We start from the raw sequence: 12630 nt of genomic DNA on the forward strand, positions 1-12630 counted from the left end.
GCACCCGCGCCTGCACCCCTGGGGAGGCGGTCGAGTCGTGTCGGTGGTGTGGACCCGCTACGGCGCCCCGTCCTACGCGGCCCTCCGCGCCGAGCTCGCCGACCTCAAGGCGGACAACCCCCTCACCCCGGTGACCGTACTGGTACCGACCCACCTGTCCGGTGTCGTCACCCGGCGCACGCTGGCCGAAGGGCTGAACGGACGAACGGGCATCGCGGCGCTGTCGGTACTGACCCTCGACCGGCTGGCCGAGCGCCTGGCCGTCCCGATCCTCGTCGCCGGTGGCCGGCGGCGCCCGGTGACGGACGCGGTCCTCGCCGCCGCTTGGCGGGACGTGCTGGCAGAGGATGCCGGCGTCTTCGCCCCGGTCAAGGACCATCCTGCGACGGTGCGGGCGCTTGTTGCCGCCCATCGTGAACTCCGTGAGGTGGACGAGAACTCCCTCACCGCGGTCGAAAGGAGCGGCGAGGAGATCGCCGCCGACGTGGTACGCCACCACCGGAGAGTCGTCGCGCGGCTGGTCGAAGGCTGGTACGACGTCGCGGACCTGCGCCGGGCCGCGGTGCAGGCGTTACAGCACTGCCCTGCACTGGCGCGCGAGATCGGTACGGTAGTGCTGTTCCAGCCGCAGGAACTGTCCCTCGGAGCGTCGGCTCTCGTCACCGCGCTAGCAGACGCTGGCGACGTGCGGACGGTTGCGGCGCTGGCCGGCGACGAGCGCGCCGATGCCGGAATCGAGCGCTGCCTGCGTCAAAAGCACACGACGACATTGAAGGCGCCAACGGCCAGCCGGATTCTGCACGCCTCGGACGCCGACGACGAGGTGCGCTGCGTTATCCGGGAAGTCACAAAGGCACTCCAGACCAGACCGGCCCACCGCATCGCGGTGCTGTACGGATCGTCCCAGCCCTATGCCCGGCTGCTGGCCGAACACCTGGCTGCCGCGAAACTACCGTGGAACGGCAGCGGCGTACGCCCGACGATCGAGCGCACCCTTGCCCGCGTACTGCTCGATGTTCTCGACCTGCCGAAACTCAACTGGCGCCGCGACGCGGTTCTCGCCGTGCTGTCCGCGGCACCGGTGCGCGACGGACACGGGAAAGACGGCGACGGGAAAGACGGCGACGGGAAAGACGGCCACGGGCAACGGGTACCGGCGGCGCGCTGGGAGCGGATCTCGCGGACCGCCGGGGTCGTCGCCGGCACCGACTGGGACACCCGGCTCAAGGCGTACGCGGCGCTGGAGCGCGCCGCCGTGGATCGGCAGGAGGCCGGTAGCGAGCGCCGGGAGCGTAACGCCGAGTCCGCCGAGGCCCTCGGCCGGTTCGTCAGAGGGTTGCAGGAACGGCTGCGGGACGGCGAGAGCCTGCGCTCGTGGGCCGACCTGTCGGCCTGGGCGCTCGGGCTGTACGAGGCCCTGGTCGGCAACCTCGACGGCGAGGGCGGGCTGCCGGAGGACGAGCACCGCGCGGCGGAGAAGGTCACCCGGACCCTGACCGGCCTGGCCGGCCTCGACACGGTGGAGAACACCGCGAGCCTCGCCGCGCTGCGCCTCACGCTCGAACTGGAACTCGCCGGCGACCTGCCCCGGCACGGCAGATTCGGCAACGGCATCCTGGTCACCGGATTGTCCGGTGCGATCGGGCTCGACGCCGACCTCGTCTTCGTCGTCGGGGTCGCGGAGGATCTGGTACCCGGACGGATGCGCCCCGACGCGCTGCTGCCCGAGCGGGTCCGCGCGCTGACCGGCGGCCAACTGGCGCCGCCGCGGGAGCGGCTCGACCGCCAGCGCCGCCACCTGCTGGCCGCGCTCGCCGCCGCGCCCGAGTGTGTCGTGTCGTTTCCCCGGGGCAACCTGCGCAAGAGCAGTACCCGGCTGCCGTCGCGGTGGCTGCTGCCATCGCTGCGCGCGCTGTCCGGAAGGGCACAGGTCGACGCCACTCGCTGGCAGGAACTGCCGGGCCTGGACGGGTCGCCGTCGTACGCGGCCAGCCTGACCCACACCGATCAGCTTGCCAGCGAACACGAGTGGCGGGTGCGCGCCGCGGCCGCCGATCCCGAGGCGCTGACAACTGACCCGATCGTCAAGGCGGCCAACCAGATGCTGGAGGCGCGGCGAGGCGACGCGCTGACCCGCTTCGACGGCGACCTGTCCGGGCACGACCTGCCCGACCCGACCGGCGACCGTACCGTGTCGCCGACCGCGCTAGAAGCGTGGGTGCGGTGCCCGCACGCGTACTTCCTCGGGCGGATCCTGCGCGTCGAGCCGGTGGAGTCACCCGAGGAGCTCGTCGAGATCACGCCGCTGGAGGTCGGCAACCTCATGCACGCCGCCCTCGACCGGTTCTTCACGTCTCAGGAAGCCCGGGAAGCTCAGGAAGCGTCCGTAGGTACACGGTGGAGCGCCGGTCAGCGCGCCGAGCTGGCCCGGATCGCCACCGAGGTCGGCGACGAGCTGACCGCCCGCGGCGCCACCGGCCACCCGCTGCTGTGGCGCCAGGAGCTGGCTCGCATCCTCGTCCACCTCGACGGGTTCCTCGACGACGACGAGGCGCTGCGCGCCGGTACCGGCAGGCGGCAGGTACGGTCGGAGCTCGCCTTCGGGATGCGCGGCGTGGACGCCGTCCCGGTCGCCCTGCCGGACGGCCGGGTGGTCCACTTCAAGGGGAGCGCCGACCGGGTGGACCTGGTCGGGGACAGCATCGTGATCGTCGACTACAAGACCGGGAGCGCGCGCGGTTTCCAGGGCATCTGCGAGGCCGATCCCACCCTGAAGGGGAGCAAGCTCCAGCTTCCGGTGTACGCGTATGCCGCCCGTGCCGCCCTGGGCGTACCGGACGCGACGGTGTCGGCCGAGTACTGGTTCCTCCGCAAGGATGCCGGCAGGCGCAGGACCCTGGAGCTCACCCCGCAGGTGGAGCGGGCGTACGCGGAGGTGCTCGCTGTCATCGTGGACGGCATCGCCTCCGGGCTGTACCCGGGCCGCCCACCGGAGCAGGACGGCCACGGCATCCCGTGCCCCTTCTGCGATCCGGACGGACTGGGTGCCGGCGAGCACCGCGACCGGTGGGCGCGTAAGAAGAACGACCCGCGGCTTGCCGCGTACCTCAATCTTGTCGAAGGCGGGGACGCGCCGTGACCGTACCGGGTGACGAGCCAGCACGACAGGTGATCCGCGAGCGGCTCGACCAGACGCTGTTCGTGGAGGCCGGCGCGGGTTCGGGCAAGACGAAGTCGTTGGTCGACCGGGTCGTCGCCACCGTGCTGCATCCTGAGTCGCCGGTACCGCTGGCGAACATCGCGGCCATGACCTTCACCGAGAAGGCCGCCGCGGAGCTGCGCGACCGGCTGCGTGCGGCCTTCGAAAGCCACTCCGCCGCCGAGGCGCTCGACGACCTCGACACCGCCGCGATCGGCACGCTGCACTCGTTCGCCCAGCGCATCCTGACCGAGCATCCGATCAGGGCCGGCCTGCCCCCGCTGGTCGAGGTCTTCGACGAGGTGGCCTCCGGGGTGGCGTTCGACAACCGGTGGGCGGCGCTGCGTATCGAGATTCTCGACGACGCGGACCTGTCCGGCACGCTGCTGCTGGCCCTGGCCGGCGGTACGACGCTCGACCACCTGCGCTCGATAGCGTTGGCGTTCACCGACAACTGGGACCTGCTCGCGGAGCGGGTCGTCGCCGCGCCGATCGACCCGTTGCCGCCGCTGGACGTCACCCCGCTGATCGACGAGGCGCGGCGGCTGGTCGCCCAGGCCGAGCACTGTACCGGCGACGACGACCCCATGCTGTCCAGATTGGACGATCTGGGGGCGTGGGCCGGGCGGCTGGCCGCCGCGCCGGACGACCCGGCCCGGCTCACGGTCCTCGGGAGCGCGGTGACCAAGGGGTGGCGGGCCGGACGCAAGACCAACTGGCGTGCGCTGGACCTCGACGGCCTCCGCGACGAGTGCCGCCAGCTCGCCGCGGACGCGCTCGCGATCCGCGACGGGATCCTGGACGTCGCGCTGCGCCGGCTGGCCCGCCGGATCGCGACGGCCACGCTCCAGGCCGCCGAGGCCCGCCGGGTCGAGGGCAGGCTGGAGTTCCACGACCTGCTCGTCCTGGCCCGGGACCTGCTGCGCCACCCCGACCACGGCGCCACGGTACGGGAGAGCCTGCGCCAGCAGTACCGTCGCCTGCTCCTGGACGAGTTCCAGGACACCGACCCGATCCAGATCGAGTTGGCGGTCCGGATCGCCGGTGGGGTCGGCGCCTCCGGTCCGGAGTGGACAGACATCCCGGTACCGGACGGAGCCCTCTTCGTCGTCGGTGACCCCAAGCAGTCCATCTACCGGTTCCGCCGCGCCGACATCGCCACCTACCTTCGAGCCCAGCAGCAGCTCGGCGGGGACGTGGTGCTCGACACCAACTTCCGTACCTGCGCGCCGATCCTCGACTGGATCAACCACGTCTTCGACCGGCTCATCACGCCCGTTCAGGACTCCCAGCCGGCCTACCGCCCGCTGCGCGCCGACCGCGGCGCCGCGCCCGGTGGCCCGGGGGTGGTCGTTCTCGGCGACGAGGCCCACCAGGACGACCCGAACGCCGGCGCGCTCCGCGACCGCGAAGCCGCCGACGTGGTCGCCGCCGTCCGTACCGCCCTCGCCGAGCGGTGGCAGGTCCACGAGAACGAGCGCTGGCGGGACGTCGAGCTGCGCGACATCGCGGTGCTGGTGCCGTCCCGCACGAGCCTGCCGAACCTGGAAGAGGCCCTGGACGCCGCCGGGATCGCGTACCACGCCGAGGCCAGTTCGCTCGTCTACCACACCCGCGAGGTACGCGACCTGCTGATGGCCGCCCGCGCCGCGGACGACCCCAGTGACCCGCTCGCCCTGGTCAGCGCGCTGCGGTCACCGTTGTTCGGCTGCGGCGACGACGACCTGTGGACGTGGTACCAGGCCGGCGGGCGGTGGAACATCCTCGCACCGCAGCCTGAGGGCCTTCCGGACGACCACGCGGTCGCGCTCGCGGTCGGGTACCTGAAACGGTTGCACAACCGTCGCACCTGGCTGGCCCCGAGTGAGGTGTTGGCTCAGATCGCCGCCGACCGCCGGGTGTTCGAGGTCGCCGCGACCAGCCCCCGTACCCGCGACGTGTGGCGGCGGCTGCGCTTCGTCATCGACCAGGCCCGCGCCTGGTCCGACGCGGAGCACGCCAGCCTGCGCGAGTACCTGGCGTGGGCGGCCCGGCAGGGCGGTGAGGGCTCCCGCGTGGCAGAGGCGGTCCTCCCCGAGACCGACACCGACTCGCTGCGGATCACCACTATCCACGCGGCCAAGGGGCTCGAGTACCCGGTCGTGATCGTCTCCGGGATGAGCGGCCGGCCCGGTGGCGGCAACCGCGGCGTCGACGTCATCTGGCCCCGCGACGGCGGCTTCCACGTCAAACTCGGCGCCGGCGTGCAGACCCGCGGGTTCGACGCGGCCAAGCCCATCGACGAGCAGATGGATCACTATGAGCGGCTCCGGCTGCTCTACGTCGCCTGTACCCGGGCCCGCGACCACCTGGTCGTGTCGCTGCACCGTAAGGCCCGGACGCCGGCGGACGAGAGCAGGAGCACCAACGCCGAACTGCTGGCCGAGGCGTCCGAGGGCGCTGCCGTAGTGCCCCTCACGCCTGCGGCGGGCAAGGCCGGGGCCCGGGCGAAAGTCGGTCCGATTGCCCCGCCGCCGGCCTTCCGGACCTGGCAGGAACAAACTTCCACGGTACGGGCGAAGGCCGCCCGCTCGGCGGCGGTGAGCGCCTCGTACCTGGAGGGCACGCTCGACGCGCCCAGGATGGCCGCCACGAACGCGCTCGGCGAGCCTGACGACCCCGGCCTGGCCAAGGAGCCCCGCGACCTGGAACTGCCGCCGTGGAACAAGGGCCGCTACGGCACCGCCATCGGCCGTGCCGTCCACGGCGTACTGCAGAGCGTCGACCTTGCCACCGGCGACGGCCTGGACGCCGCGGTCGCGGCGCAGATCCTCGCCGAGGGGGTCGGCGAGCACGCCGACCTCGTCGCGGCGCTGACCCGGGCGGCGCTGGGCTCGCCGGTCGTCCGGCGCGCCGCGGCGCGTCAACACTGGCGCGAGACGTACGTCGGCACCGTCGTCGGTGACCGGGTCCTGGAGGGCATCGTCGACCTGCTGTACCGCGACGACGACGGCCTGGTGATCGTCGACTACAAGACCGACGCCGCCCCGGCCGCCGCCCTCGGTACCCGGGTGGACTACTACCGCCCCCAGATGGCCGCGTACGCGACGGCGGTCGAGGCCGCCACCGGCGAACCCGTCAGCCGGTGCGTGCTGCTCTTCCTGACCCCGTACGGCGCCCACGAGCGCGTGGTGGGCGGGCTGCGGGACGCCTCGGCGCAGGTGGAGGAACTGGTACGGTCCGGCCGCGCCTTCTGACGCAGGACCTACACCGACTCCACCCTCGGGAAGGGCGCGGCCATGATCACCGACCAGCCGAAGACGGTGAAGGACTCGAGTTCGCACCCGGCACCCAGGTCGGTGACGACACAGGACGCCGGCATCCCGTGGGTCGCCTCGCCCAGTTCGCGCAGCACGGGTGGCGCAGCCTCGACGTCGCGGTCGGCCCAGTCCTCACCGAGCAGTTCGGCGGCCAGATCCCGGGCCGTGTCCAGGTCCCCGGCCAGTGCGAAGCCGGCGGCGACCTCGTCGGCGAGGTCCCCGTTCGACCTGATCCGTACCGGCGGCACCCGCCGCGACGGGTCCCGGTCGAGGTTGTCGAACTGCCACAGCCCCGACCCGCCGACGTACAGGTGGCCGACGACGTGGGCGTACCTGGGGGACCCGTTGTTGCGGTGGGCGGGGCCGAGCACCACGGCCATGGCGAGTTCGGACATCTGACGTCTCCCGGCAAGCGATCGAGGTGTGGACCGTAACCGAAATCGGCCGGGAAGGAGGCGGAATGAGGATTCGTGTCCTCAACGCGGCGAGGCCGTGCCGAAGGGAGGGCGCGACCAGCGAGGTGGACAGGCTGGTTCGGCCGGCCGGTTCGTGGGGAGAGGTACAGGCACGATGACCCAGTGTCTGCCGTTCTTCGTCTACGGAACCCTGCGCAGCGGCCAGCGCAACTACGCTCGGCTGCTCGCCGGGCGTACCGTCAGCGAACACCCGGCGACCCTGGCCGGCGGCACCATGTACGACAGCGGCGGCTTCCCGTACCTCATCCGCACCGACGGCCAGACCGACGGGCAGATCGTCGGGAACCTGATGGAGGTCGGTGAGGCCGACTTCGACGAGGTCCTGGCCACCCTCGACCGTCTGGAAGGCTACGACCCGGACAGCGCGCGCAACCACTACAACCGGATCGTCGTACCGGTGACCACTATGGACGCAGAAACCGTCGAGGCGTACACCTATGTCGCCGACCCGAGCATGTACGACGCGATCCGTACGCGCCTGCCGCTGATCGAGTCCGGCGACTGGGTGAAGGACGGTTCTAGCCGGCCTGCTTCTGGATAGCCTGGCCGCCCTGCGCGGTAAGGATCCCTAGTCGGGCCAGGTCGGCGGCGCGCAATCCCGGCCAGCCGTGCACGACCTGCCGCCAGTCCTGAGGTACCGCGGACTCGCCCCACCGGGCGCCGAGCAGCGCGCCGGCGATGGCGGCGACGGTGTCGGTGTCGTCACCCGCCCGTACGGCGGCGCTCAGCGCGTTCCGCAGATCGTGATCCGGCGTACCGGTGACGGCCGACCACGCGGCCTGGAGCGCGGGTACGACGAAACCGTTGGGGGAGAAGCGATTGGGGTCGTTCGTCTCGGCCTCGCTGAGCCAGCGCGCCCACTGGTCGCGGCGGTCGGACGGTAGCAGGTCAAGACCTTCGCGTACCCCCTCGAAGGTGCCGCTGAGGACGGCGCGGCGGATGCCGGCGCACCAGAGCACGCAGGCCTCGCCGGCGAGCGGGTCGTAGTGGGTCAGTTCGCTGACCGCGCGGGCGGCCTCGGCGAGCGCGTCGGGGTCGTGCAGGTAGGCGAGGGCGACGGGCGCGGTACGCATCAGCGACCCGTTGCCGGCCGAGCGTCCGGTACGCCGGTGCAGGTCGGCCGCGGCGTCGCGCATCTCCGCGCCGAGCCCAGCGCCTTCCCGGTGGCGTACGGCGTCGAGGACCGCGCGGGTCTGATTCCCGATGTCGCTCGCGCCGTCGCGCCGCCACCGCAGGAAGTTGGCCGCGATCTGGTCGAGGGCCGGCGCCGAGCGCAGGTCCGCTCCGGTGGCGGACACCTCGGCGATGCAGACCGCCATCTGCGTGTCGTCGCTGTACTCGCCGGGTGCGTACGGTCCCAGCCCGCCGCCGATCATCTCGGGCTGCTCGTCGGCGGTCAGCGGTTCCTTGAACTCGTACGGGACGCCGAGCGCGTCGCCGCACGCCGCGCCGAGCAGCACGCCGGCGGCCCGGTCGCGCTGGATCGGGTCGAGGTCCGGCGTCATGCTTCCCCTTACGCGATTACGGTATGGCGCACTGTACAACCGCCCTGTATTCGCGGGGCCGTGTCGGTGGGACGGCGGACGTGCGAGCGGAGCACCTTGACGGTCGGAAACCGGTCAACCTGTCACAGGGCGACAGAGAAGGGTAACGACCGCAAAGCTCCACGGCCTTCGGCCGACCGTACGATCACGGCGTTGCGTCGGATCGTGATATCACGATTGCCGATGGTTACGGCGTCGGGGCCGCTGTCGTGCGACGGTGCCTCGACCGACGTTCGGAGGGGCATGTGGCGCGGCGTCGCGGTCTAATCGCGCAGATCCAGCGGGAGCACGCACGACAGGTGCGGGCCTCCCAGCAGGCGCAGGCGGCCTACTACCGCCAGCAGCAGGCGATGCGCCGGGCTGCCGAACAGGCAGCCAGAGCGGCCCAACGCGCGGCCGCCGTAGACGAGCGTGAGCGCAAACGGCTGTATCTGGAAGCGCGAGCCGCGGAGGTCGCAGCCAACAACGCCGACCTGCAGGCGCACCTTCAGGAACTCGACAGCCTGCTGGCGGCGACCCTCGACGTCGACGACCACATCGACTTCACGAAGTTGAAGAGGCGGGCGCGTCATGCACCGTTCAGTCCAGGACAGCTCGGTATGCCCATCCCTCCGCCGGACTGGAGTCGATTCGAGCCGCCGGCCCCGACCGGCCTGAGCAAGCTGTTCGGCAAGTCCACCTACGACCGGCAACTGGCTCTCGCTCGCTGGCAGTTTTCCGATGCTCAAGCACAGCACGGGGCAGCCGAACAGGACCGCCAAGGCCGGCTCGCAGCGGCTCAGGCGGAGTACCAGGAGCGGTGCCGGCGGGCTGAAGCCGAGATCGCCGCGCACAACGCCGAGGTCGACACGTTCGCCGCCGCGTTCGCCGCTGCCGAGCCTGCTGCCGTCGTGGACTACTTCGGCATGGTGCTCGCCAATTCGGTCTACCCCGATGACTTCCCGCAGAACTACCGGCTCGCCTACGTCCCCGAGTCACGTCAGCTCGTCGTGGAGTACGAGCTGCCCGGTCTGGACGTCGTGCCTTCGGTCAAGGAGTACCGCTACGTCAAGGCGCGCGACGAGATCACATCGACGGCGCGGCCAGCCAAGGAGACCAAGGAGCGGTACGCCGGCGTCGTCACGCAGGTGACGCTGCGGACGATGCACGAGCTGTTCGAATCGGACCGGGCACCCCTGGTCGACACGATCGTGTTTAACGGAGTCGTCGACACCGTCGACCCCGCAACCGGTCAGTCGATCCGGCCGTGCCTGGTCACGCTGCGGACCACGCGGGACGAGTTCACGAGCCTTAACCTCGGCAAGGTCGACCCCGCCACGTGCCTTCAGCACCTCAACGCGTCGGTGTCCAAACGCCCTGAAGCCCTCGCCCCGGTACGTCCGGTGCTCGAGTTCGACATGGTCGACAAGCGCTTCGTCGACGAGGTGGACGTGCTAGCCGACCTCGATCACCGTCCCAACCTGCTCAAACTGACTCCGACCGAGTTCGAGAGCCTGATCCAGAACCTCTTCACCAAGATGGGGCTGGACACCAAGCAGACCAGGGCGTCGCGCGACGGTGGCGTCGACTGCGTGGCGTTCGACCAGCGTCCGATCTTCGGCGGCAAGGTGGTCATCCAGGCCAAGCGGTACCGCAACACGGTCGACGTGTCGTCGGTGCGGGACCTGTTCGGCACCGTGCAGAACGAGGGCGCGTCCAAGGGCATCCTGGTCACGACCAGCGGGTACGGCCCGGCTTCGTTCGCGTTTGCCTCCGGCAAGCCCCTGGAGCTGATCGACGGGTCGAACCTGCTGTACCTGCTCGCCGAGCACGCCGGTATCACGGCTCGGATCGACCCGAGCGAGCTGGATTGACGGGGGAGAGGGCAGCGCGAGGAGTCCCGGCATGAGCGAACAGCGAGCCAAGATCACCGTCGACGTGGCGGGCTGGCCGCCGATCAAGAACGAGGCGACCTCGCTGCTGGCTGCCGGCCACCGGCAGAGTGCCAGGGTGCATGCGCTGCTCGACGCGACCGGTACGGCCGCGCAGCGGGTGGGCTGGGTGCCGGTCACCGCCGATATCGCCTTGGACCTGGTCGTACGCGGTCCGGGACGGCCGCCGGGTGATGCGACGAACTTCCTCGGCGGTATCGGTGACGTCCTGCAGGACAAGACAGCCGGCCGGAACCTAGACCTGACGCACCTGGGGGACCTGAGTACGGTCGCGCTCTACCGCGACGACCGGCAGATCCGGCAGATCAGTTATCGCGAGGAACCGGCCGCCGAGCCGTCATACTCAGTTCGGATTACGGTGCTGGACGCCGCTGAGCCTGTTGCTACGACGGTGGGACCGTGGCAGAAGGCGGAGGCCGAGGAGAGCGCCAACGCGCGCGGCCGACGTGTCATCGCGGCGCTGGCCGCGAAGGGCGTCCAACTCGGCTTTACGGTCGCGCACGAGTACCCGGTGCAGGGTGGTCGGCTCGATCTCGTATGGCTGATGCCGACGTTGAGTGCACTGCCGGGTGCGCCGGGGGAGGTGCCGATCGTCGGCTTCGAGATCGAGTCGTCCTGGCGGACCCGTAAGCACCTCAAGGGTGACTACCTCAATCTTCATGACCTGGGCGCGGCGCTCGGGGCACTGGTCCTCCTCGGTGACGGCGCGGACGTCGAGGCCACCCGCCGATTCGCAGAGACTCTGGTGGATCGCCCCGGGCCTCGTGTGCTGGTCTGGTCGGAGCAGGACGTGGAGACCCTAGTCCGTGGCGGCCAGATAGCCGACCGAACGCCGACACTGTCGGTCACAGAACCGCGCCCCGAGCCGCCCGCCGGAAGGCACGTCGGAAAGTTCCAGGCGTTGTGGGACTGGCTACGCGACCAGGCGAGCGACCGCGTGGCGGTGACGTTCAGCGAAATCGAAGAAGTAATCGGCATGCCGCTGCCACCGTCCTGTCGTAAGCACCCCGCCCACTGGTCTTCGTACGACGGCAGCACCATCGCGCGGGCCATCCAGGACGCCGGCTGGGTTGCCACGAGGGTCAATCTGCGGGACCAGACTGCCGTATTCGAGCGACGGACCGCCGCCCGCGCTGCCCGCCGCTGAGGGCGAAGGTCCCCGCGGCGGACAGATATGACTCCTGCCGGACCGGCAGGTGAGACGGTATGAGCGACCGCTTGTTTACGGTGATCATGCCAGTATGCTGCGTCGACGGCGCGACGTGGAGACTAGGCGGCGATTTACGACCGCGACCCTGGGTGTCCACTCGCGAAACGCATGGAAGGCGTCGACAGGCATGATGGAAGACGAGCGGGTAGGGAACCAGCAGCGGACCCAGGTTCTGGAACTGCTCGGCGCAGCCTTGGAACAGGGCTACATCACGCTCGAGGAGTACGAGCAGCGGATGGCCGCGGTGAGCGCGGCGCCGACGATGTCCGTCCTGTACGGCCAGGTTGCAGATCTGCCACCGCAGTTCAGGTGGGATCCGGGCCCGAACGCCCAGCAGCCCGCTGTGCGGCCGGCTGTTCAGCCCCTCGCCGAGGCGAAGGCCCGGACCTTCGCGATCACCGCGCTGGTGTTCGGAATCGCGTCCGTACCTCTGTCGATCTGCTTTGTCGGTTGGCTACTCGGCATCGTCGCCATCATCTTCAGCGTCCCGGGTGCCAAGGGGACCGACAGTTGGACCAAGGCGTTCGTGGGCCGTGTCCTGGGCATCCTGGGCATCGTCATCGAGTTGGGCCTCGTCGCGATCCTCATCTTCGGCAACACGGCCAAGCCCCCGGCATAGGTCGCGTCGCGCCGTAGACCTCCGTACTGTCGGGGACCACGAGATCGGCTGTGGGTCGTCATCGGCCAGCAGGATCGGGTGCTGACCGCGCCGGTCGTAGATAGTCGTCCGCAGTCCAGCCGCCTCGACCTTCGTCCTTGTGGGTTAACCCGGTCGGTCAGACTCCGTTGGCTTAATAGTCCGCACCTTCCTGTCGGCTCTTGTGGGTGACTGCGTGACTCTGCTGAGCTACAGCACGCACGGCAAACGCCCGGTGCAGGTGCACGAACGCCCGGCGGGGCGGTCCGTTGCCGGCGTGACCGGCGGCGCCCTGTGACGCGGCTTCCCGCGACAACAGTTTCCGCTGGTCAGC

Annotated in this window: 9 protein-coding genes and 1 pseudogene; 7 read left to right on the forward strand and 3 right to left on the reverse strand. The window is 70.5% G+C overall.

Annotated features, from left to right (window positions below):
- Positions 1-37: 37 nt before the first annotated feature.
- The gene (locus tag Pme01_RS26350) at positions 38-3139 is read left to right on the forward strand and encodes a PD-(D/E)XK nuclease family protein (RefSeq protein WP_168117661.1); all 3102 of its coding nucleotides are present in this window, start codon (positions 38-40) and stop codon (positions 3137-3139) included.
- Positions 3136-6435 carry a UvrD-helicase domain-containing protein gene (locus Pme01_RS26355; RefSeq protein WP_168117660.1) on the forward strand — a complete coding sequence of 1100 codons (3300 nt, stop codon included), beginning with the start codon at positions 3136-3138 and terminating at the stop codon, positions 6433-6435. The genes Pme01_RS26350 and Pme01_RS26355 overlap by 4 nt, the downstream gene beginning before the upstream one ends.
- An 8-nt stretch (positions 6436-6443) precedes the next feature.
- On the opposite strand, the gene Pme01_RS26360 is transcribed toward Pme01_RS26355, so the two are convergent.
- A complete protein-coding gene (locus Pme01_RS26360) occupies positions 6444-6893 on the reverse strand; it encodes a hypothetical protein (protein ID WP_168117659.1) in 450 nt (149 codons plus the stop codon).
- Between the two features lie 175 nt (positions 6894-7068).
- Here Pme01_RS26360 and Pme01_RS26365 point away from each other — a divergent pair, with 175 nt between their 5' ends.
- The gene (locus Pme01_RS26365; RefSeq protein WP_168117658.1) at positions 7069-7515 is read left to right on the forward strand and encodes a gamma-glutamylcyclotransferase family protein; all 447 of its coding nucleotides are present in this window, start codon (positions 7069-7071) and stop codon (positions 7513-7515) included.
- Here Pme01_RS26365 and Pme01_RS26370 read toward each other — a convergent pair.
- Positions 7493-8479, reverse strand: a complete 987-nt coding sequence (locus Pme01_RS26370) for an ADP-ribosylglycohydrolase family protein (RefSeq protein WP_168117657.1) — start codon at positions 8477-8479, stop codon at positions 7493-7495. The two genes, Pme01_RS26365 and Pme01_RS26370, sit on opposite strands and share 23 nt — an antisense overlap.
- A 302-nt stretch (positions 8480-8781) precedes the next feature.
- Positions 8782-9054, reverse strand: coding sequence for a hypothetical protein (locus Pme01_RS26375; RefSeq protein WP_203935880.1), 273 nt, complete (start codon positions 9052-9054; stop codon positions 8782-8784).
- Positions 9055-9117: 63 nt separating this feature from the next.
- On the opposite strand from Pme01_RS26375, the gene Pme01_RS26380 reads away from it, so the two are divergent.
- The 4 genes and pseudogenes from Pme01_RS26380 (at position 9118) to Pme01_RS26390 (ending at position 12278) form a co-directional block, all read left to right on the forward strand.
- On the forward strand, positions 9118-10371 hold the full coding sequence (locus Pme01_RS26380; RefSeq protein ID WP_203935881.1) for a restriction endonuclease: 1254 nt from the start codon (positions 9118-9120) through the stop codon (positions 10369-10371).
- 31 nt (positions 10372-10402) lie between these two features.
- Positions 10403-10822, forward strand: a pseudogene (locus tag Pme01_RS26385) (hypothetical protein); the annotation flags it as partial.
- A 171-nt stretch (positions 10823-10993) separates the two neighbouring features.
- On the forward strand, positions 10994-11596 hold the full coding sequence (locus Pme01_RS31955) for a DUF7662 domain-containing protein (RefSeq protein ID WP_420850544.1): 603 nt from the start codon (positions 10994-10996) through the stop codon (positions 11594-11596).
- A 190-nt stretch (positions 11597-11786) separates the two neighbouring features.
- Complete coding sequence (locus Pme01_RS26390) at positions 11787-12278, forward strand: DUF1707 SHOCT-like domain-containing protein (RefSeq protein WP_203935882.1); 492 nt, start codon at positions 11787-11789, stop codon at positions 12276-12278.
- Positions 12279-12630: the final 352 nt, after the last annotated feature.

It is taken from the genome of Planosporangium mesophilum (assembly GCF_016863255.1).
Taxonomy (GTDB): domain Bacteria; phylum Actinomycetota; class Actinomycetes; order Mycobacteriales; family Micromonosporaceae; genus Planosporangium; species Planosporangium mesophilum.

What these genes read in the sequence shown, in the direction of transcription:
- Pme01_RS26360 (WP_168117659.1), bottom strand. Translation starts at nt 6,893, where the DNA reads ATGTCCGAACTCGCCATGGCCGTGGTGCTCGGCCCCGCCCACCGCAAC.
- Pme01_RS26365 (WP_168117658.1), top strand. Translation starts at nt 7,069, where the DNA reads ATGACCCAGTGTCTGCCGTTCTTCGTCTACGGAACCCTGCGCAGCGGC.
- Pme01_RS26370 (WP_168117657.1), bottom strand. Translation starts at nt 8,479, where the DNA reads ATGACGCCGGACCTCGACCCGATCCAGCGCGACCGGGCCGCCGGCGTG.
- Pme01_RS26380 (WP_203935881.1), top strand. Translation starts at nt 9,118, where the DNA reads ATGCCCATCCCTCCGCCGGACTGGAGTCGATTCGAGCCGCCGGCCCCG.
- Pme01_RS31955 (WP_420850544.1), top strand. Translation starts at nt 10,994, where the DNA reads ATGCCGACGTTGAGTGCACTGCCGGGTGCGCCGGGGGAGGTGCCGATC.
- Pme01_RS26390 (WP_203935882.1), top strand. Translation starts at nt 11,787, where the DNA reads ATGATGGAAGACGAGCGGGTAGGGAACCAGCAGCGGACCCAGGTTCTG.